The organism is Stutzerimonas azotifigens, assembly GCF_013522725.1.
GTDB classification, from domain to species: Bacteria; Pseudomonadota; Gammaproteobacteria; order Pseudomonadales; family Pseudomonadaceae; genus Stutzerimonas; species Stutzerimonas azotifigens_A.
In genome coordinates this window covers 77,237-96,376 of sequence record NZ_JAAMRF010000005.1, presented here as the reverse complement: position 1 = coordinate 96,376, position 19,140 = coordinate 77,237, and the positions used below count along the sequence as shown (strand labels likewise).

18 protein-coding genes are annotated in these 19,140 nt (G+C 58.0%); 11 read left to right on the top strand and 7 right to left on the bottom strand.

The genetic code is table 11. From position 1 onward, the window contains the following. Positions 1-6: 6 nt before the first annotated feature. Genes G7026_RS11210 through G7026_RS11195 form a run of 4 tightly spaced genes read left to right on the top strand, consistent with a single transcriptional unit; the run spans position 7 to position 3,872 of the window. The gene (locus G7026_RS11210) at positions 7-498 is read left to right on the top strand and encodes a cyclin-dependent kinase inhibitor 3 family protein (protein WP_181070858.1); all 492 of its coding nucleotides are present in this window, start codon (positions 7-9) and stop codon (positions 496-498) included. Between the two features lie 32 nt (positions 499-530). Next, positions 531-1,535, top strand: a complete 1,005-nt coding sequence (locus G7026_RS11205; protein WP_181070857.1) for an ArsJ-associated glyceraldehyde-3-phosphate dehydrogenase — start codon at positions 531-533, stop codon at positions 1,533-1,535. A gap of 12 nt (positions 1,536-1,547) precedes the next feature. Then, positions 1,548-2,771 (top strand): organoarsenical effux MFS transporter ArsJ, encoded by a 1,224-nt coding sequence (gene arsJ, locus G7026_RS11200; protein ID WP_181070856.1) that lies wholly within the window; start codon positions 1,548-1,550, stop codon positions 2,769-2,771. A 36-nt stretch (positions 2,772-2,807) separates the two neighbouring features. Beyond that, positions 2,808-3,872 carry an ArsO family NAD(P)H-dependent flavin-containing monooxygenase gene (locus G7026_RS11195; protein ID WP_181070855.1) on the top strand — a complete coding sequence of 355 codons (1,065 nt, stop codon included), beginning with the start codon at positions 2,808-2,810 and terminating at the stop codon, positions 3,870-3,872. A gap of 166 nt (positions 3,873-4,038) precedes the next feature. Here the strand turns inward: G7026_RS11195 and G7026_RS11190 are convergent, their stop codons facing one another. The 3 genes from G7026_RS11190 to G7026_RS22545 all read right to left on the bottom strand — a co-directional run bounded on the left by G7026_RS11190 (position 4,039) and on the right by G7026_RS22545 (position 8,086). Further along, a complete protein-coding gene (locus G7026_RS11190) occupies positions 4,039-6,516 on the bottom strand; it encodes an arsenate reductase (azurin) large subunit (protein WP_181070854.1) in 2,478 nt (825 codons plus the stop codon). A gap of 16 nt (positions 6,517-6,532) precedes the next feature. Next, positions 6,533-7,108 (bottom strand): arsenate reductase (azurin) small subunit, encoded by a 576-nt coding sequence (locus G7026_RS11185; RefSeq protein ID WP_308811785.1) that lies wholly within the window; start codon positions 7,106-7,108, stop codon positions 6,533-6,535. Between the two features lie 273 nt (positions 7,109-7,381). Then, the gene (locus tag G7026_RS22545; protein ID WP_258190243.1) at positions 7,382-8,086 is read right to left on the bottom strand and encodes a hypothetical protein; all 705 of its coding nucleotides are present in this window, start codon (positions 8,084-8,086) and stop codon (positions 7,382-7,384) included. On the opposite strand from G7026_RS22545, the gene G7026_RS11180 reads away from it, so the two are divergent. The 6 genes from G7026_RS11180 to G7026_RS11155 all read left to right on the top strand — a co-directional run bounded on the left by G7026_RS11180 (position 8,085) and on the right by G7026_RS11155 (position 13,466). Further along, a complete protein-coding gene (locus G7026_RS11180) occupies positions 8,085-8,603 on the top strand; it encodes a hypothetical protein (protein WP_258190242.1) in 519 nt (172 codons plus the stop codon). The two genes, G7026_RS22545 and G7026_RS11180, sit on opposite strands and share 2 nt — an antisense overlap. 213 nt (positions 8,604-8,816) lie before the next feature. After that, positions 8,817-9,254, top strand: a complete 438-nt coding sequence (locus tag G7026_RS11175) for a TIGR03757 family integrating conjugative element protein (RefSeq protein WP_181070853.1) — start codon at positions 8,817-8,819, stop codon at positions 9,252-9,254. Continuing rightward, entirely contained in the window at positions 9,254-10,186 is a 933-nt protein-coding gene (locus G7026_RS11170; RefSeq protein ID WP_181070852.1) for a TIGR03756 family integrating conjugative element protein, read from the top strand. Before G7026_RS11175 ends, G7026_RS11170 begins: the two co-directional genes overlap by 1 nt. Positions 10,187-10,194: 8 nt before the next feature. Then, on the top strand, positions 10,195-11,598 hold the full coding sequence (locus G7026_RS11165; RefSeq protein ID WP_376749968.1) for an integrating conjugative element protein: 1,404 nt from the start codon (positions 10,195-10,197) through the stop codon (positions 11,596-11,598). Further along, positions 11,595-11,936: a hypothetical protein gene (locus G7026_RS11160; protein WP_181070851.1), complete on the top strand. Its 342-nt coding sequence runs from the start codon at positions 11,595-11,597 to the stop codon at positions 11,934-11,936. The genes G7026_RS11165 and G7026_RS11160 overlap by 4 nt, the downstream gene beginning before the upstream one ends. 12 nt (positions 11,937-11,948) lie before the next feature. Next, positions 11,949-13,466 (top strand): conjugal transfer protein TraG N-terminal domain-containing protein, encoded by a 1,518-nt coding sequence (locus G7026_RS11155; RefSeq protein ID WP_181070850.1) that lies wholly within the window; start codon positions 11,949-11,951, stop codon positions 13,464-13,466. A gap of 28 nt (positions 13,467-13,494) precedes the next feature. Here the strand turns inward: G7026_RS11155 and G7026_RS11150 are convergent, their stop codons facing one another. The 3 genes from G7026_RS11150 to G7026_RS11140 form a co-directional block, all read right to left on the bottom strand. After that, entirely contained in the window at positions 13,495-13,875 is a 381-nt protein-coding gene (locus G7026_RS11150) for a DUF3742 family protein (protein ID WP_181070849.1), read from the bottom strand. A gap of 113 nt (positions 13,876-13,988) precedes the next feature. Continuing rightward, positions 13,989-14,402, bottom strand: a complete 414-nt coding sequence (locus G7026_RS11145) for a putative toxin-antitoxin system toxin component, PIN family (RefSeq protein WP_003291071.1) — start codon at positions 14,400-14,402, stop codon at positions 13,989-13,991. Next, positions 14,402-14,674: a type II toxin-antitoxin system Phd/YefM family antitoxin gene (locus tag G7026_RS11140; RefSeq protein ID WP_003291072.1), complete on the bottom strand. Its 273-nt coding sequence runs from the start codon at positions 14,672-14,674 to the stop codon at positions 14,402-14,404. The genes G7026_RS11145 and G7026_RS11140 overlap by 1 nt, the downstream gene beginning before the upstream one ends. A 417-nt stretch (positions 14,675-15,091) precedes the next feature. On the opposite strand from G7026_RS11140, the gene mobH reads away from it, so the two are divergent. Next, positions 15,092-16,936: a MobH family relaxase gene (gene mobH, locus G7026_RS11135; protein ID WP_181070848.1), complete on the top strand. Its 1,845-nt coding sequence runs from the start codon at positions 15,092-15,094 to the stop codon at positions 16,934-16,936. 75 nt (positions 16,937-17,011) lie between these two features. Here the strand turns inward: mobH and G7026_RS11130 are convergent, their stop codons facing one another. Further along, entirely contained in the window at positions 17,012-19,132 is a 2,121-nt protein-coding gene (locus G7026_RS11130; RefSeq protein ID WP_181070847.1) for an LTA synthase family protein, read from the bottom strand. Positions 19,133-19,140: the final 8 nt, after the last annotated feature.

Genomic DNA, 19,140 nt, shown 5'->3' with positions numbered 1-19,140 from the left:
CCACAGATGAGTCACCCTTACGATGTGCTCAGCATTTCCGAAATACCGGGAAAGCTGATTTTCACCCCGTGCCCCGGCACAAAAGGAACGTCACTGGCCGACGCGTTGACTGCGCTCAAGCTAGCCGGCGCCGCCGGGGTGATCAGTCTGATGCCGCAGACCGAGCTGGACGCTAACGATGCGGGCCAGATATCCAAGCAATGTGAGGCGCTGGGTCTCGCCTGGTATCACCTGCCGGTTGCGGACGAGCAGGTCCCGCTCGAAGACTTCGGTCGCCAGTGGAAGCAGGCCAGACAGCCCATTCTCACCCAATTGAAGGCTGGCGACTCTTTAGCCATTCACTGTAAAGGCGGCTCTGGGCGTACAGGCCTGATCGCAGCTCGCATTCTGATCGAAGCCGGCATTGCCCGAGAGGCTGCTGTCGCTCAGGTACAGGCGCTGCGACCAAAAGCCATCCAGCATCCCGCCCACGTTAACTGGATCAATCAGTTCGGTTGATCCCCGCTCTTCATCTTCTGCGAGATACCACCATGACAATCAAAGTTGGCATCAATGGTTTTGGCCGTATCGGTCGACTGGCACTGCGTGCGGCCTGGGATTGGCCCGAGATGGAGTTCATACGGATCAACGACCCGGCGGGAGATGCCGCTACCCACGCCCATTTGCTCAACTTCGACTCGGTACATGGTCGCTGGGGTCACGAAGCAGGCAGCGACGGCGATTGCGTGGTGATCGATGGAAAGCGCATCCAGGTTACGGCGAACAAGTCGATCGTCGAGTCCGACTGGAGCGATTGCGATCTCGTCATTGAGGCGAGCGGAAAGATGAAAACTGTAGCCGTATTGCAGGCCTACCTGGACCAGGGCGTGAAGCGGGTTGTGGTGTGTGCTCCGGTCAAGGAGAAGGGCGCGCTGAATGTGGTCATGGGTGTCAATCAGCAACTGTTCGACCCCGCTCAGCATCGCATCGTCACCGCGGCCTCTTGCACCACGAACTGCCTGGCGCCGGTGGTCAAGGTCATTCATGAAAACTTGGGCATCCGTCACGGATCGATCACCACCATTCACGACTTGACCAACACCCAGAGCATCCTCGACACGCCGCACAAGGATCTGCGCCGTGCCCGCGCCTCGGGAATGAGCCTGATTCCAACCACAACCGGCTCGGCCACAGCCATTGCCGAGATATTTCCGGAGCTGCGCGGCAAGCTGAACGGCCATGCGGTACGTGTCCCGCTGGCAAATGCTTCGCTGACCGATTGCGTATTTGAAGTCGAGCGAGACACCACCGCAGATGAAGTCAACGCGTTGTTCAAGGCCGCCGCCGAGGGCCCGCTGGAAAACATCCTCGGCTACGAGGAGCGGCCGCTGGTCTCCATCGACTACCGCACCGACCCCCGCTCCTCCATCATTGATGCGCTGTCCACGATGGTAGTCAACGGTACCCAGGTGAAAATCTACGCTTGGTACGACAACGAGTGGGGATATGCCAATCGTGCCGTCGAACTGGCCCGGCTGGTCGGCGCCGCAGGATAATCGGGAGCACCCATGAAAGCGTTGTCGACCCTGTCCGTGGAAGTACGCCAGTACCTGGTGGTCACCGGTAATTACTGGGCCTTTACCCTCACCGATGGCGCATTGCGCATGTTGGTGGTGCTGCACTTCCACTCGCTGGGCTATACGCCCCTGCAGATCGCAGCGCTGTTCCTGTTCTACGAAATCTTCGGTGTCATAACCAACCTGGTGGGCGGCTACCTTGGCGCTCGCCTCGGCCTCAATCGGACCATGAACATTGGGCTGGGCTTGCAAGTACTCGCATTGCTGATGCTAACCGTACCGGCGGCTTGGCTAACCGTGCCTTGGGTGATGGGCGCACAAGCGCTTTCCGGTATTGCCAAGGATCTCAACAAAATGAGTGCCAAGAGCTCGATCAAGCTCTTGGTACCGGATAGCCAGCAGGGCACGCTATACAAGTGGGTGGCGATCCTGACCGGCTCGAAGAACGCCCTTAAGGGGGTGGGGTTTTTCCTCGGCGGTGCGCTGCTCGCGCTGCTCGGCTTTGCCGGCGCGGTGCTGGCCATGGCCGCGGTGCTGGCTCTTGTCTTCATAGGCAGCCTGGTATTCCTGAAGAAGGATCTCGGCAAGGCCAAGGCGAAGCCCAAGTTCCGCGACATGCTTTCCAAGAGTCGGGCAATCAACATCCTCTCCGCTGCACGGATGTTTCTGTTCGCCGCTCGTGACGTATGGTTCGTGATCGCCCTTCCGGTGTACCTCAGCACGGTATTCGGTTGGGACTTCTGGCTGGTCGGAGGCTTCCTTGCGGCGTGGGTCATCGGTTACGGCATCGTGCAGTCCCTCGCGCCTAACATCACAGGGAAGACACGAGGGCATGTGCCGGACGGGCGTGCGGCGTTCGCCTGGGCGCTTGCCCTGGCGGGGTTGCCTGCCCTAATTGCGTTAGGCCTTTCCACCAACCTGTCGGCGCCAATGGTACTGCTCGGCGGCCTCATGATTTTCGGCGTGCTGTTTGCCGTTAATTCCTCGCTGCACAGCTACCTGATCGTCAGCTACGCCAAGGAAGACGGCGTCTCGCTGGACGTGGGGTTTTACTACATGTCCAACGCCATGGGACGCTTGATCGGCACACTGCTGTCCGGCTGGGTGTTCCAGGCCTATGGGCTGCAGGCATGCCTGTGGGTATCGAGCGGATTCGTTCTGCTGGCTGCCTTGATTTCCATGTTCCTGCCCAGGCATGTCGTGGCTCGCGCGTGAGTCTGTAGGCCGGGCAAGAGTGTCAGGAGTGATGAGATGCAGGCAGGTACTGGGGATCTTGACGTAATCATCATTGGCGGTGGGCAGTCAGCCCTGGCCACCGCTTACTTCCTGCGTCGCGCGAAGCTGTCCTTTCTTATCCTGGATGCAGGTGAAAAGCCGGGCGGTGCATGGCGACATGGTTGGAATTCGCTGCGCCTGTTCTCGCCGGCCCAATGGAGCTCCATTGCCGGCTGGATGATGCCGCCAGTCCATAACGAGTATCCCTCTCGCGACCATGTAATTGACTACCTGACCCAGTACGAGGCGCGCTACCAGTTCCCCATCGAACGTCCTATCAAGGTGACCTCAGTGGAACGCATCAAGGATGGGCTGCGAGTGCATGCCGGTGATCGGCATTGGGACGCGAGGGTCATCGTGAGCGCCACCGGTACTTGGAGCAACCCATACATCCCTGACTATCCCGGAGCTGAGCTTTTCAGCGGCCAGCAGATTCATTCAGCACACTACGTCGAGGCACAGCCTTTCGAAGGCAAGCGGGTCCTGGTAGTTGGAGCGGGAAACTCTGCGGCCCAGATCCTTGCTGAGGTCTCCAAGGTTGCAGACACCGTCTGGGTGACGCCGACTGAGCCAATGTTTCTACCAGATGACGTCGATGGCCGGGTGCTTTTCGAGCGCGCCACAGAACGTTGGAAGGCTCAGCAAGAAGGTCGGGGGGTTGATCAGCCTGCAGGTGGGTTTGGAGACATCGTCATGGTGCCACCCGTCATCGAGGCTCGTGATAGAGACATATTGAAGGCGGTGCTCCCGTTCCGGCGATTCACCTCAACCGGCGTCATATGGTCCGATGGCACCGAAACGCAGGTCGATGCAGTGATCTGGTGCACTGGCTTCAAGCCAGCTTTGAACCATCTGGCTGATCTCGGCGTACTGAACGATGAAAGTCGAGTCGACGTACAAGGCACCCGCTCACTGGCCGAACCTCGTCTTTGGCTGGTCGGTTACGGCGAGTGGACAGGCTTGGCCTCAGCCACCCTGATTGGCGTGACTCGAACCGCCCGAAGCACGGCTGCGGAAATAGAGGCCATGATCCGAGCCTGAGCCAGGCTCAACAACGGTAGTCATCACGCGCGAGGACGGTAAGCGACTGGTGTAAACGGGACAAGGGTGAAGGGCATTAGCCGGTCGTAACGACCGGCTTTTTTGCAGTCGATGAATCGTCCCGTTGCGCCCTAGCTGAACGACACGAGCGCCCAATGCTGCAGCTTTACGAATAACGCCGTCGCTTGAACGATACCGAATGCTTGTAGGCTTCGTTTTCACCTATCTTCCGAATGTCTGCCCACGCACCCTTGTAATAAGGGATTACGTTGCGATCGGTCCATTCGCTGACTGTATCGCCCTGTACCCCGTTCGGATATCCGAACATCATGAATACCTGTCCCCGCTTTATGTCTGGTTCCGGGTAGGCCATTGCATACGTCGCGCCGTAGTTGTTATAGACCTCCACGATATCTCCAGCCTCGATCCCAAGTAGCGCAGCGTCCTCAGGGTTGATCTCCAAGGGCGCCATAGGGAAACGACCTTTACGGAAGCTCAAATGCTGATCGTGATAGGCCGATTGCCAGATGTGATTCGTACGGCCGTTATTGATCCAGAATGCATATTTTTTCTGTTGCGCTTCGATCACTGCAGGAAAGCCGTTCCATGGTGACGGCTGAAAAAGAGCCTTCCCGTCATCCGTGTCGAACTTGTTGTCGCTGTAAAGCATTTCGGTACCGATCAACTTACCGTCGCGGTATTCCTTGATGGGGAGCTGAACGCCATTTGTTCCTGCTGCTCGAAGCCGTTCGTAGGTGGCAAGGTGTCCAGTAGGTCCACCTTGGCTATCTATCTCCTTCTCATGAGCCATGCGGAAACCGTCATTGAATGCATCCTCTTCGCTCTGCCAGTCGAAGCCGGAGAATCTCCGCGCCATCTCAGCGTTGCCTGCACCTTCGTACAGGCGCTTCAGCGCATTGGCCATATCTGCAGCGATCATACAGTCTGCTTTAGCAACCCCTGGTGGATCCATGAATCGCTCCGACAATCGCAGCCGCCTCTCGCCATTCATCGATGTGAGATTCATTTCTCCTGGGTGTGCGGCCGGAAGGACCATATGGGAACTTTCCGCAAACTTCGTGCGATAGAGATCGATATCAACGAGATACAGGCCTCCTTGATTTTTGACCGCGTCATAGATGATGTCGATCAACTGCTCTGTTGATGCGCCTCTTGCCTTGGCCAGCGCTTGGTTAACAATATTCGCTCGACGCTTTACAGCCTCGCGATACGCCTCTGCGTTGACGGTCGTCTGAAACGCATTGCAGGCCCAGACGGTGAGCATCATCCCTTTGTTTTTGATGATTTCCTGGTCGATGTAAGGGGCGGGCCGGCCGCCCGGGTAGGGAGGTCGTACATAACCCTCCTGGTGTCCGCCCATACGAACTACGCCAGTTCCCCGGCGGCCAACGTTATGTGTAGCCAAAACAAGGTTTACGATGGACGACTGGATTCGGTAATTGTCGTTGCCCCAGATCACTCCTTTTTCGTAAGCATGCATTGTGCGGGGCGCATGCCCTGACTCTTTGGGCTGGTAAGCCCATTGTGCTGCCTTTCTCAAATCCTCGACGGTGATGCCTGTTATATGGCTACATTCGCTCAAGCTGAGTTTATTGGAAGCAAGGGTTTTATCGAAATCGGTGGTGTGGTTCTGGATGAATTTATTGTCGTGCCACCCTTGTTCCACTACATATGTAAGGAGTCCATTGAACAGAGCAGTATCCGTGCCGGGATTAATAGCCAAGTGTAAGACATTATCTTTACCAGCAACTGCTTCGGATATATCAACTGAAATCGTGCGACGAGGATCGACATAAATTATCTTGGCTTTGCTAAAACTTTCGCCCTGATAGCGCTCTTTCTTTTTGCCTACTGTGGCGCCCTGTAGGTTTGGTATCCAGTGAGCAAGAAAGTAATTTGTTTGAGCCTCGTACGGGTTGTTGCCGATGGAGATCAAGACATCGGCAAGCTCGGCATCTTCATAACTGTTGTTTAACTCGCCGACACCCATGTCGCGGGTGGCGTGGCATTCAGAGTTGTAGGCTGGCCTGTTGTGTATTCTCACCATCGAAGTGCCGATACCGGTGAAAATCAGCTTACCGGTCGCCCAAGTATTTTCGAAGCCTCCTCCAGCTCCGCCATGGTCAAAAAGATTGAATAGAAGTTGCTCGGGTCCGTCTTCGTCTAAAATCCTCTTCGTTAAACCAGCGTAGATGTCCATTGACTGTTGCCAAGTTGTCTCTATCCAGTCATCACCCGTATAGAGCATTGGAACCTTTAGGCGGCGCTCTCCTATGGGTGTATTTTCCGAATACATAATACTGGCCATCTGGCCACCGCGAGTAGAGGAGAGTCCTTTGTTTACTTGGCACTCTTTATCAGGAACAATCATTATATTGTATTCACTGCCATCGTTATCCTTGATGCGGTTAACCATGGCGGGAGTCATGGTTATCTGCATGGGAGGCACTTGGCGGGTGAAATCTACATTTAGCGCATTTTGCTCCGGAGACCTGCCACCTTCTTTGTTTGCGGGCCACTTATATGCGTGATAGCCACAGCCAACTATGCAGAAATGGCAGGTCATGTTAGTTTTTTGAGCATCTGTCGGCGGCAGGGGGATTCGATCTTTAAACTGGCTCATCAGATTATCCTCGCAGCTAAATTATATTTGCTTGCCTTCCATAGATCAGTCCTTGAACTGCGATGGCGTAAACGGATTTCTCTTCATCGTTATAAGCCAGCACAATTTGGGGGAGATTTTCGGTTGCTTGACCAGTTACCATTTGCCCGGCCTTATCTGGATCGAATATAGAGTAATGGCAAGGGCACTTAAATGTTTCAGCTGCTTGGTCGTAGAGCACAGGGCAGCCCATATGGGTGCATAAGGTGCTATAAGCAACAATATCGTTATCAGGCCCGACGCCGCCCGAAACAGGTTTTCCTTTTTTTATTAGAGCACATGGTGATGCTCCATCCGGATAAGAAAAGGAAACTGGATTATTGATCTTAAGATCACCTAGTTTCGCGATTGCCTGCTGGGGATAGGGAAGTGTTGTCGCGCCAGGCGGGAAACTTTTTGTGGGTTGTTGGGCAAAGGCAGCGCTTGAAAGAGCAAGCGTGCTGACCGCTGCTCCGCTACCTGTAAACTTCAAGAATATACGGCGTGTTAATTTACCCATTGCGCCCTCCATTTTTATAGGTTGTTTGCTGGGCTTATGTTCATATTTGGACACGGAGGCTTTTTTCCGTTCGAGCGAGAGCAGATGCTAGCCGTGAGGCCGCGGATTTAGCCGCACGGAGTAGTTATAGCCTAGTTTTAGAAAGCCGAACAAGTCCGGCGACGCTTCTAGCACAGCCTGTTAAGTTTCATTTTTATTACAATAGGACCAACAGGTTCATTCGTGTTAGCGCGTATGGGCGGCTAACACCAGGTTGAAACTGCTCCTGCTTCGCTCCGCCGGCCTGATTAATGGCAGGTCAACGGAGCGAGCCTCGGCAACGAGTTCTTATGCGCGACTCGTAGGGTTACAGCAACGTGATTCAGAAGCCTGAGGTGCAGCAAGGAGCGCCTGAGTTTCACAGCATGGGGGTTGCGCAGCAGACGTAGGGGCACCGCAGCTCGGCACCCCTTTCGGCTGTTCAGGCCGGAGGCTACAGACTCCGGTTTCTGGCAGCTCAAGCTCAACACGACGCGCAGCTTCCCAGTCGCCAGCAAGACCCGCTACCACCGAGCGCACTTGCTCGTAGCCCGTAAGCATCAGGAATGTGGGCGCGCGGCCGTAGCTTTTCATGCCGACAATGAAAACGCCCTCGTCGGGGTGGGACAGTTCGTCAATGCCATGGGGCCGAACGGTACCGCAGCTGTGCTCATTGGGATCGATAAGGGGGGCCAGTTGAACGGGACTCTGGGTCGCCGGGTCGATCGCCAGGCGCAGCTCTCCTAGCAATTGAAGATTGGGGCGGAAGCCTGTGGCAACGATGATCTCATCCACTGCCGGCAGCGTTTCACCGTTGCTGTGGACGATGAGCCCTGCTTCAGTGGAGTCGACATGGCTGATCGAAACGCCTTTGCTGGCTGTCCCCAGAACGTGCATACGCGATGCTGGAAGGGCCTCTGCAAGCGAAGAGCGAACCCCGCCATTACCTGATCGCTCCAGCCGTCGACTCTTCATGTTGGTCGCGGGCCTGCTGGCCGTTATGGCATTTGTCATGGCAAGTTTTTCCGTACACCTGTTGTCGGCGCTCGAACAGCTGGGGCTCCCGACCGTCACAATACTCGCGATTGGTATGGTGATCGGGCCCGCGCAGGTGGTGGCAAGGTTGCTGGAGTTTTCCATCGCCAGGCATCTTCACCCCACTTGGTCCGCGCGCATCGGCATTCTTCTGAGCCTTGCCGGCGTGCTCCTGTTCGCACCTGGCATACCCTGGCTGGCATTTGTCGCCGCCGCTCTCTACGGAGCCGGCAATGGAATCATGACCATTGCAAGAGGGACGCTACCATTAACGCTATTTGGGGCGGAGGGGTTTGGCACAAGGATGGGAATATTGGCGCGCCCTATGCTTCTGGCTCAGGCTGCCGGTCCGTTTGTGGCTGCGCTTGTGCTGAGCGGCCAAGGCGCAACTACGATGATTTTGCTGATGGCGCTGCTGGTCGCTGCCGCTTTGGGCGCGAGTCTTAGGTTGCCATCGAACCCTAAGGCGGAACAAAGCTGCTCCCTGGACTCCTGATGACAGCCCCTTGGTCCCCAACTGGCTGAGTGGTCTGTCCCACCGGCTGCAACAGCCATGCACCACCTAAGCCATCGGCTAGAAGTGCGCAGCGCCGTAACACACAGCGCCATTTCCCTGTAAAAACGGAGATCACTGGTTCCCGTTTGTTTGTCGTTACCCACACCGTTTTGAAGTGGACTACCGCCATTGCCAACTCTGCGGTGGTTCAACATGCTGGCTCGACCGACTCTCCTTTCTCATTCATCGTGGCGGTCGCTCGTCGCCGGATTATGCGTTGCGCTGCTAAGCACACAGGCGCAGGCCAAGGACATTCTCGTCATTACCGATAGCCAGCACCCGGTACCGGCTACCAGCAGCGTTCGGGTTATCGAACTGGATCAGCCGACCCGAATCAAGGGCGAGCTGGGTGCCCATCTGCCTGCCGATCCCACTCGCAGTACAGCAGTCGTGCAGCAGCGGCTGAAGGACGGCGGTAACGCTCTACAGGCACGCCTTGGTGCAGCTTACCAAGACGTGGTGGATGCCTGGAGCCTGGGCATTACTACGATCCCTGCTGTAGTGGTTGATCAACGCTATGTGGTTTATGGCGAGCCGGACGTCGCCAAGGCGGTTGCGCTCATCGAAGCACATCAGAGAACGCAGCCATAATGTGTTCTCGCCGCCTGCGCGCCGGCATCGCCGCCATTCTGCTGACGATGGGAGTCCCGTCTTTCGCGCTCGACACCTCGACCATCGCTTCCTCGACGCTCTCACCGGACTGTCTGGAATATCGCGTTGCCGGGATCTGTTTCTGGCTGCTCTGCACGTATTTCAGTTGCTCCGTGGAGACCTCGGTGAAGGTCAGGCATTACGTGCCCGACGCGGTTGTGTCCAGCTACTCGAACACTGGCGAGAATCCATGGGTGGATGTGCAATCGATGAGCCAACCCAACGCCATGGCACAAGCCGGCGGCGACGGTACGACCAACGAGAACCACGAAAACAACCTGGCGAAGTTCAAGAACGCTGATGTGATCGGCCACCCCGGCGGCTATGTGTTGAGCCAGTTCGCCTCCGGCTTCGGCTATATCTGCGAGGGTGCCGGCACCGCCTTCATGCCTTACCTGTTGAGCACTCTCGACACCATCGCGTGGCGCTACAACATTCCTGAGATGGTGTACCCGGAAGCGCTGACTCCGGGCGAACGCGAGATCGGCACCCGCACTGACCGGAACCTCTGGGGCAACGTCTATCCACGCGGCGGCTTCCTGCACCAAAGCGATGACTATATGGCCGGTGCGGTAGTAGCCCAACGTGCCGGGGATGTCGTCACACGCCGCGGCCAGATCCACGTCTACCAACCTCTGCTCGCCGATGCCGAGGACGGCTACTGGCCAGCCGGTGAACTGGTTGAGAGCGACGCCACGACAGGCAAATGGCAGGAACTGACACCGACGCTCTCTCCCACGTGCGCGGTCTTCCCTCACACCGAAAACCGCATACAGGCGCAGCAGGGTGATTATGCCTGGGCGCTGTGGAGACCCTATAGCTGCTGCGAACGCGAAGGTCAGGTGTTTCTAGGCAGCGTCGATTTCAACTGAGGCAGGCCATGATGACCCGTTGCATATCCTCTCCCGTTGCAATGCCGCGCCCTCTCCTTCTAACCGCCTTTTTGATGATGGCGTGCACAAGCACCTTCGCTCAGACCAGCGTCAACCAACATGGTGTGCAACACCAGGGCTCCGTGATCGGCGACGACGTGCTGTATTCGATTGGCGGCGGCCAGGCCGTGTCGATGACACCCGCCTCCAATATGCGCGCCATTGGCGTCGGCGTTGGATGGGACAGCAATCTGATCTGCGGCGACATGTCTATTTCGACCACGATCCAGAACCAGTTGAACGGGGCGACCAACGGCTTCCAGACCATCATGTCGTCAGTCATTCAGAACGCCACGGCCGCCGTGGCGTCGCTGCCAGCACTGATCATCCAGAGGGCGGACCCAGGGCTCTATAACCTGCTCACCAACGGCGTATTACAGGCTCGGCTGGACTTTGACCGCTCCAAACTGACCTGTCGCGCAATGGCGGAGAAGATGGGCGACATGGCTGGCGGCCAGATCGGATGGAGCCAGCTCGCCGATGGGATGGTACTTAAGCAAGCCGTATCCAGCACCGACGCCGTATCTGCCATTGAGCAGACCGAAGCGAGCCGCGGCAATGAAGGGGTGACCTGGGTCGGTGGCGAAAATGCGGGAGGCACAGGGCAGCGCCCGATTCGCGTCGTCAGTGATGTTACCCGCGCCGGTTACAACCTGGTTAACGGGCGCGATGTCGACGACACCAGCACGATCGATCCGAGCAGTTGCGGTGGCAACCTGACCTGCCAGACCTGGAACTCGCCCACCGCAGCCTCAGCCTGGGCCGTACGGGTGCTGGGCGAGCAAGAGCAGCGCACGTGCGAAGCATGCACCAAGACTATGACGATGCCCGGAGTCGGCCTGACGCCGTTGATCCAGGAGGAATACGAGGAGAAGCTCGAAGTACTCCAGGGGCTGATCGCAGGCAGCCAGCCCCTAAGCTTCGACAATTTACAAACGGCCGGCAGCGCCTCGCTGCCAATCACGCGCGGCGTGATTGAAGCACTGCGCGACGAACCCGACCAAGACATCCTGGCGCGGCGCCTCGCTTCGGAAATCGCCTTGTCCAGCGTGCTCGAAAAAGCACTGCTGCTGCAACGTACCCTGCTGACTGGACGCAAAGAACCGAACGTTGCAGCCAACGAATTGGCGCAAAAAGCAGTTTCACACGAAAGCGACCTACTCGACCGCGAAATCCATAACCTGAAAACCGAGCTGGAGCTGCGCCGCGAGCTGGCAAGCAATTCGCCCACTGCCATCATCCAGCGTCACAGCGCACGCTCTGCGGGCTCGCGAGGCATCTATCAAGGTGATCCGGCCCGCGACCGGCTCGATCAGTTGCAGCGCCCACCAAGCAGCGGGAGCACTCCATGAGTATGGCGTGGCGGCGCCACTGGCTACGTCGCGCAGGTTTTACGCTGCTGTGGGTCCTTCTGCTACTGGTCGCGACAATCACTGCCAATGTCGTCGGCATCCACTTGGCCGGCGGCATCGAGGGTTGGCAGCGATGGCTGGATGATCATAGCGGCCATTTCCTGGCTTGGCGGCTACTGCTCTATGCCGGCACTACTTGGGGCTGGTGCTGGATGCGGCGCCGTGTACTGGCACGCGAGGCGGAGCCCGGCACTCACCGGCGCCTGCGGACGGCCGAAATCGCTGCCGTCATCGCAGTAGCGGCACTGGAGATCAGCCAGTTCGTACAAGGCGGATAACCGGAGGCTGCAATGACCCTCTACACCACCGATTACCTTGAGTATTACTTGACGCTGGTCTCCTGGATCGTCCACAACGGCATTTGGGCAGTTCTCGTCGCCAGTGGCGTATTCGCCATACCCTTTTTGGCCATCATCATTCAGGAATGGCTCAAGGCCCGCGCGGAAGGTGCCGACGAAGGAAACAAGGGCGCGCTGTCGGCCGTGCGTATCGAGAACCGCATCTATGTGTCCATCGTGGTTATCCTGTTCGCGGGCATGCCGTTTATCGACGTGGATTTCAACACGCTCCAGTTCGATCGCACCCGCTCAGCTCAATGCCAAGTGAGTGTCCCGGCGCCTGCTGAGACAGGCTGGTCACAGTCTTTCAGTACCCTCAACAACCAATCAGCCAAAGTGCCGGTGTGGTGGGCTTTCATGCACACCGTCTCGCGGGCGCTCACCGGCGCTGCGGTGGCGGCGATCCCCTGCGGCACCGATCTGCGGCAGATGCGCATGGAGGTCGACGCCACTCGCATCGATGATCCAGTACTTGCCCAAGAAGTGAGCGATTTCACCCATGACTGCTATGGGCCAGCACGCGCCAAGCTTTTCATGAATCGCCCGGCGCTGAACGAGGAACAGATGCATGATGTGAGCTGGATCGGCTCGCGCTTCTTCCTCAACACTGCGGGTTACTACGACATCTATCGCGCAATGACACCACGCGAGGGCTGGGCCTATGACAGCAGCCGAGATGAAGGGCTGACGGAGGTGCCCAGCGGTGCGGGTTATCCAACCTGCAGTCAATGGTGGTCCGACAGCACGAACGGACTGCGTGCACGCCTGCTCGGCCAGGTCGACCCCAGCTTGCTGACGCGAATCGGCGGCTGGGCCGGTTTCCTGTCACAGGATCAGGTCGACGATTCGGTGATTCGAGCCATCGCGTCGCCGCGGCAGCAGAAGCTCAACCAGGGTGCGGTCTACAGCGACTACGGCGGCCAGATCGAAATGACCATTCCCAATGTCGCCACCCGTGCCGTCAGCGACGCCGGGCTGACCATCGGCTCCATCGGGTTTTTCCCGGCAATGGATGCGATGCGACAGGCGCTGCCGATGGTTCTGGCACTGCTAAAGATGGCGCTGGTGATCTGCATCCCGCTGGTACTGGTTATCGGCACCTACGATCTCAAAACCGTAGTCACAATCAGCATCGTGCAGTTCGCGTTGTTTTTTGTCGATTTCTGGTTCCAGCTCGCACGCTGGATCGACTCGACGATCCTCGACGCTCTCTATGGCTGGGGCTGGGGGTGGAACCGGCCGCATGCGAACTTCGATCCGCTGATCGGCTTGAACAACACTTTCGGCGATATGGTCGTCAACTTCGTGATGGCCACGATGTTTATCACGCTGCCCGCGTTTTGGGTTGCTGCCTTATCTTGGGTCGGTGTACGCACCGGCGGACTGCTCCAAGGGCTCTCGGATGGCACACGACCGGTAAGTCAAGCAGGAGGAAAAGCGCCGGGAATGCTCTCAGGCAAACTCAAGTAGGCAGCGAACCCGACACCTAACGATGGCGTTAGTCATCATGCTGCGGGTCTGCATAACGCGAATCGGGAGCGTCGTTGTAAAGAGCCGGATGGTAGCCAGGATTGATCTTGTGTTCAGCTTGCTCACCGACCGCCCACTCTTCTGACGCACCATCATCGGAGTCGCGGGCCATCCATGCCGCAACCACTGCCACAAGAAGCACAGGCACCAACCAGAAGGCGGCGTATAGCAGCACGCCAACCACCATCAGCTTGGCAATCCAGAGTAAGGCAGTAGCTCCACCAGCAGGTAAACCGTGCTCTACGAGCCAACCACTCATCTTCCGCTCTAGACGCAGGCATCCACACCACATCCGGCCGAATACTTGGCCAAGGTGCTCTGCGAATGAAGTCTGCGCAAAAGTTTTCATGGTGGTTACCTCATGGTCGTCCCGCTATGTCCTCTCAACATTGGGTCTGCCGTGCCTTTGATCGAAGCTCACGTGGTTATTCAAGCGTAACGGGCATTTCTGCACGTCATCCATCAGACACCGTGGCGCGACCAAAACTCCGCAGGCGTTACGATGGGATACCGATTTGCCAGCGCTAGCAAGTCCTTGTCGCCGGTAATCAGATAATCGGCGTGCGCCGCCACCAGTGTGAGCAATACGGGTTGGTCAGCCGGATCGCGCAGGTCAGCCGCATGTTCGCCCTCAGGCTCGACAATATCGACCAGGAACATAAGGCTGTCGACCAGATCGCGGATCTCCTCTGGGGTCATGCCGATCCTGGGCAAGCGCGGCAACACTCGGGCCAGCTCGTCCAAAATGTAGTGCGATAGCGCGACATCCAGACCGCCTTGACGCCAGGCCGCCACAATACGCCCCGGCACGCTGCCCGGATACGCCAGGCCCGACACCAGCACATTGGTATCGAGCACGACGCGCAGCCCTGCCATCAGCCCCGCTTCCGCTCAGCCGCAACCGCAGCCTCGATCTCGGCCAGACCGTCTTCGACCGGTACGCTGGCATAGGCTTCGCCGATCCTGCTGCTTAAGGCATCGAAGCGCTCCTGCATGCGTCGAATGCGAGCGAACAGCTCGGCATCTACAAGGGCCGCAACCGGTTTACCGTCCTTCTTGATGACGATGCTGTCGTTACGGTACTGGACTTGGTTAAGCATCTCGCCCAGGTTTTGCCGGAAGCTAACAGCGCTGACTTCGGTAATCATCGCGCACCTCGGACCATATCGGTCAATATGATTGATATGGTCAGTATGGTATAGGTTCGGCATGGTGTCTACCCGGCTGGTCTATGTGAGGTCGCCACGGTAGGGCCTGAACAGCCTGCCTTCTCTAAAAAATCCGGCTTAGATCATCACCGCATTGTCTGCGGCCAGCAAAGGAGCAACTGCCCGCACCAACAGTCTGGAAAAAGGCAAGAGACTAAAAATCACGGGGGCTGACACGCCCTTCTAGATTGAGCCCTAAAGGGGAATCACCCACCCCGCATAGACGCTCGCGGATTTCCGCCCGTACCGGCTATATCAAAGGATTCCGCAAAGGGCGTAAGGGAACGGGACTGAAGGGAAACGGGCCTACCCGGAAAGGGAAAAGGCCCTCGCCTGCCTCGACTCCAGGTGCCATCAATGCTCTCGCTTTTCCAACGAAAACTCCAACTACCAACGGACTCGCCCCCCTCCAGCGGAGACAAGGAAAAAGGACTGATGCGGCCGGAGTCGGTCGCGTCGCTGCTGTCCACAACGCGCCGGCAGAAACTGCTGGAGCACATCTGGCAACGTACCTCGCTCTCACGCAAACATTTCGCCTCGCTCTACCTGGCTCCGCTGCAACGCTATGCCGCGCTGGTCCAGCAGTTTCCTGCTTCGGAAGCACATCACCATGCGTATCCAGGGGGGATGCTGGACCACGGCCTGGAAATCGTCGCGTATGCGCTCAAGCTGCGTCAGTCGTATCTCCTACCCAGCGGCACCACACCCGAGGACCAAGTAGTACAGGCAGAAGCCTGGACCGCCGCCATCGCCTACGCCGCGTTGCTGCATGACATCGGCAAGATCGCCGTCGATCTGCACGTCGAACATGCCGACGGCAGCACTTGGCACCCCTGGCACGGCCCGCTAGCCCGCCCCTACCGATTCCGCTACCGGCCGGATCGCGAATACCGCCTACACAGCGCGGCGACGGGCTTGCTGTATCGACAGGTGCTCGATGGCGAGACTCTCGACTGGCTCAGCACCTTTCCACCACTCTGGTCCGCACTGCTGTACGTCCTGGCCGGCCAGTACGAACACGCTGGTGTCCTCGGCGAACTGGTCATTCAGGCAGACCGTGCCTCAGTTGCCCAAGCGCTGGGCGGCGATCCTGTACGTGCGATGGCAGCCCCGAAGCACGCGCTGCAGCGCAAGCTACTCGATGGCCTGCGCTATCTGCTAAAGGAGGAGCTGAAACTCAACCAGGCCCAGGCGTCGGACGGCTGGCTGACGCAGGATTCTCTGTGGTTGGTCAGCAAGACTGTTTCTGACAAGTTGCGCGCGCACTTGCTGGCACAGGGCATCGAAGGTATCCCCGCGAATAACACTGCCGTGTTCAACGTGCTGCAGAATCACGGCCTGCTCCAGCCCGCCACTAATGGCAAGGCAATCTGGCGAGCGACGGTCACGAGCGACGTGGGTTGGTCGCACACGTTCACACTGCTGCGATTGGCGCCGGCCCTGATCTGGGAGGGAGATGATCGGCCAGAGCCATTCACGGGCACCGTCGAGATTGAGGTAGAGCGCAACGATGCGGCCACAGAGTCATCCATCGATAGCGGTGAAACCTCACCCGTGGCGGCCGCAGCACCTGCGCCCTCTGCTGCACCCGCTGCCGATAGCGTCGACGCCCTGCTGGCATTGCTCGGCACCTCAGATACCGAACCGCCCCCGCAGAGGGCAGAGATTAAAGCACCACCAGAAACGAGCACCAATGACCCGCCAGCAACTTCCCAGGCGAACGATGCAATGCTGGCGCCTGCCGCTGTGCCTATGTCCACCAAGAACAGTGGAAATACACAAGAGCCACCTTCCGGCGAACACTTCATGGCTTGGCTGCGAAATCGTGTACAGAGTCGCAAGCTCATCATCAATGACGCCAAGGCCCTGGTGCACACTGTGGCTGGTACGGCATTTCTGGTTAGCCCCGGTGTGTTTCAGCGCTACGCAAAGGAGCACCCGCACACGGCCGCGCTCGCCAAGCAGGATCAGATTGCAGATTGGCAGTGGGTGCAAAAGCGCTTCGAGAAGCTGCAGCTGCACCGCAAACAGGTCAATGGTCTGAACATCTGGACATGCGAGGTGACGGGACCACGCAGGTCAAGACGATTACACGGTTATCTGCTGGCAGAACCGCAGCACCTGTTCGATGAGGTGCCACCCAACAACCCGCATCTAAAACTTCGCACTGATGGCATTTGTACTGACTTGACCAGAAGTTAAGTACGTATTAACCGCTGAACCAATATCCAACGAGGGTACGATCGAGGTCAGCAACCTCCCAGCCGTATCCTTAATTTACTCGTAGGGCTCTCGCACTGTACCGACCACGCCTTCGCTCGGAGAGCGCCCGCCGACGCCTGCGGTGTTGTCGATTAAACTGGCGGTGGCGGTCTGTACAAACGCCTTCATTTGCTCAAGTAAAATTGCATCTGCCGAGGTGGTTTCGGTCCGAGTACTTTGCGGCTGCGCCCCAAGTTGGTAGTTATAAATTCGTGGTTCCATACCTTTTGGCTGCACCACGATCCGATCGCCGCTCACCATAGCGACCGTCTGGTCGCCGCCAGAGGGTTTTATGATGCCAAAGCCCGGATCGTCCGACGCCAGGCTCAGCAGATCACGGCCCCAGCACTGTTGGCGCACCGCACCATCCAGCCGGCCCATGATCGTAGGCACCACGTCCACCTGAGTGCCCACCACATCCATTGTGCTACCGAACCGTTCCTGTATGCCTGGCGCAATCAACAGCAGGGGAACGTGAAAACGATACAGGTCCATCTCGGTCAGCTGTTCTTCCGCGCCGAAACCATGATCACCAACGAGGACGAACAACGTGTTTTTATAATAAGGCGCCTTCTTGGCCTTCTCGAAAAACTGACCCAGTGCCCAATCGGAGTAGCGCATGGCTGTCAGATGCGGATCGAGCGAGCCGTGACCGCTGGCAGGCTCGACCGGAAGTGGATCGGGAAGTGCATAGGGCGTATGGTTTGAAAGCGTCTGAAGCAAGGCGTAGAACGGCTTGCTCCCGTCTTGCTTGAGCAACTCTTCGGCGGCACGGTCGAACATGTCCTGATCGGAAACGCCCCAAGTCGGATCAGAGACGACCGGATTGGTATAGTCATTGCGGCCGATGAACCGGGTCATGCCCTGGTTGCTGAAAAAACCCGACTGATTATCCCAGGCGAAATCCCCGTTGTAGACGTAGAGATCATCATAACCTCGGGCGCTTAGCAGCTGTGGGAGGCCGGAGAACTGGTGGCCGCCCTCAGGCGCCTGCATCAGATATTCGAACCCGGGGAGGTTGGGAAAGCAGGCCATGGTAGCGAACATGCCCTGATGGGTATGAGTGCCGTTGGAAAAAATCCGGCGAAGCAACAGGCCATCCTGTGCCAGGCGGTCGAAGTTCGGGGTTATCCCGGCTTGGCTCCCGAGCGCCCCAACGAAATGGCCGGCAAAGCTTTCCATCAGGATCACCACCACGTTTTGAATCGGCAACCGGGTATCGGCAGGTGCCTGATAGTCACGGCGAATGGCTGCCGTTTCCGAGTCGACCAGGCGATCATTCGGGCCCAGCAGCAGGTCGCGGGTGATGGCGACGGCCTGGTCGGACGGCATCGAAGGCTTCCAGACGTTGTCCCGTTCGGCGGAGAGACGGCTTTTCCCGGCGGCATACAGACTCAGCATGCCATTCAGGCCAAGCTGGTTCGCGAACATCGATTCGGTCGTGAACGCATCGCCCCAGCGCAGGGGCGGGCCCTGGCGAAGGGTGCCGCGTGCGGCGATGACGGAAACCAGCACGCAGAGCAGCAATGTCACACCTCGGACAGGCCACGAACGCACGGATCGATCGCTGCGCTGCCCGTTCGGTTGGCGGCCGGCCGACTTCCAACGCCTATTCAGCCAGGCAAACATTGCGAATGCTGCCCCGCTCAGTACCGCCCAGGCCATCAGCAGACGGACCACCGGAAATCCATGCCAGAGCATGCTCAGCACTGTTGCCGGATCTTCCTGGATGTACTGGAAAACCAGCCCGTTGAGGCGCTGGTGGAATTCCTGGTAGAAGTTCAGCTCGACCATGCCGAGAAATATCGCCAGGCCCGCTGCGAAGTTCAGCCAGTAGCGTTGCCAGCGGCGCGCAGCCACTAGTCGCATGCTGAATAACGCCAGGATCAGCGGAGCACAGATGAACACAACGACACGCAAGTCGAAGCGCAAGCCATTGAAAAAAGCCTCGACAAAGCTGGCCGCAGGCGTGTCGCCGATCAGTTCGTGGTTATAGACCAGCAGCCCGAGTCGCAGCAGTGAAAAAAGAAGAAGAAGGACGATTGCGCTCGTCAGAATGAAACCGAGGTGTTCAAGGGTGCCTGGCGATGTTCCACGCGCAGCCACACGACCCGAGGGCCGCTGGTTTGAATTCATGGGAAGAC

Excerpts from the sequence above, each read along its gene's own strand:
- G7026_RS11210 (WP_181070858.1), top strand. The coding sequence starts at position 7 with ATGAGTCACCCTTACGATGTGCTCAGCATTTCCGAAATACCGGGAAAG.
- G7026_RS11205 (WP_181070857.1), top strand. The coding sequence starts at position 531 with ATGACAATCAAAGTTGGCATCAATGGTTTTGGCCGTATCGGTCGACTG.
- arsJ (WP_181070856.1), top strand. The coding sequence starts at position 1,548 with ATGAAAGCGTTGTCGACCCTGTCCGTGGAAGTACGCCAGTACCTGGTG.
- G7026_RS11195 (WP_181070855.1), top strand. The coding sequence starts at position 2,808 with ATGCAGGCAGGTACTGGGGATCTTGACGTAATCATCATTGGCGGTGGG.
- G7026_RS11190 (WP_181070854.1), bottom strand. The coding sequence starts at position 6,516 with ATGAGCCAGTTTAAAGATCGAATCCCCCTGCCGCCGACAGATGCTCAA.
- G7026_RS11180 (WP_258190242.1), top strand. The coding sequence starts at position 8,085 with ATGGCAAGTTTTTCCGTACACCTGTTGTCGGCGCTCGAACAGCTGGGG.
- G7026_RS22545 (WP_258190243.1), bottom strand. The coding sequence starts at position 8,086 with ATGACAAATGCCATAACGGCCAGCAGGCCCGCGACCAACATGAAGAGT.
- G7026_RS11175 (WP_181070853.1), top strand. The coding sequence starts at position 8,817 with ATGCTGGCTCGACCGACTCTCCTTTCTCATTCATCGTGGCGGTCGCTC.
- G7026_RS11170 (WP_181070852.1), top strand. The coding sequence starts at position 9,254 with ATGTGTTCTCGCCGCCTGCGCGCCGGCATCGCCGCCATTCTGCTGACG.
- G7026_RS11165 (WP_376749968.1), top strand. The coding sequence starts at position 10,195 with ATGATGACCCGTTGCATATCCTCTCCCGTTGCAATGCCGCGCCCTCTC.
- G7026_RS11160 (WP_181070851.1), top strand. The coding sequence starts at position 11,595 with ATGAGTATGGCGTGGCGGCGCCACTGGCTACGTCGCGCAGGTTTTACG.
- G7026_RS11155 (WP_181070850.1), top strand. The coding sequence starts at position 11,949 with ATGACCCTCTACACCACCGATTACCTTGAGTATTACTTGACGCTGGTC.
- G7026_RS11150 (WP_181070849.1), bottom strand. The coding sequence starts at position 13,875 with ATGAAAACTTTTGCGCAGACTTCATTCGCAGAGCACCTTGGCCAAGTA.
- G7026_RS11145 (WP_003291071.1), bottom strand. The coding sequence starts at position 14,402 with ATGGCAGGGCTGCGCGTCGTGCTCGATACCAATGTGCTGGTGTCGGGC.
- G7026_RS11140 (WP_003291072.1), bottom strand. The coding sequence starts at position 14,674 with ATGATTACCGAAGTCAGCGCTGTTAGCTTCCGGCAAAACCTGGGCGAG.
- mobH (WP_181070848.1), top strand. The coding sequence starts at position 15,092 with ATGCTCTCGCTTTTCCAACGAAAACTCCAACTACCAACGGACTCGCCC.
- G7026_RS11130 (WP_181070847.1), bottom strand. The coding sequence starts at position 19,132 with ATGAATTCAAACCAGCGGCCCTCGGGTCGTGTGGCTGCGCGTGGAACA.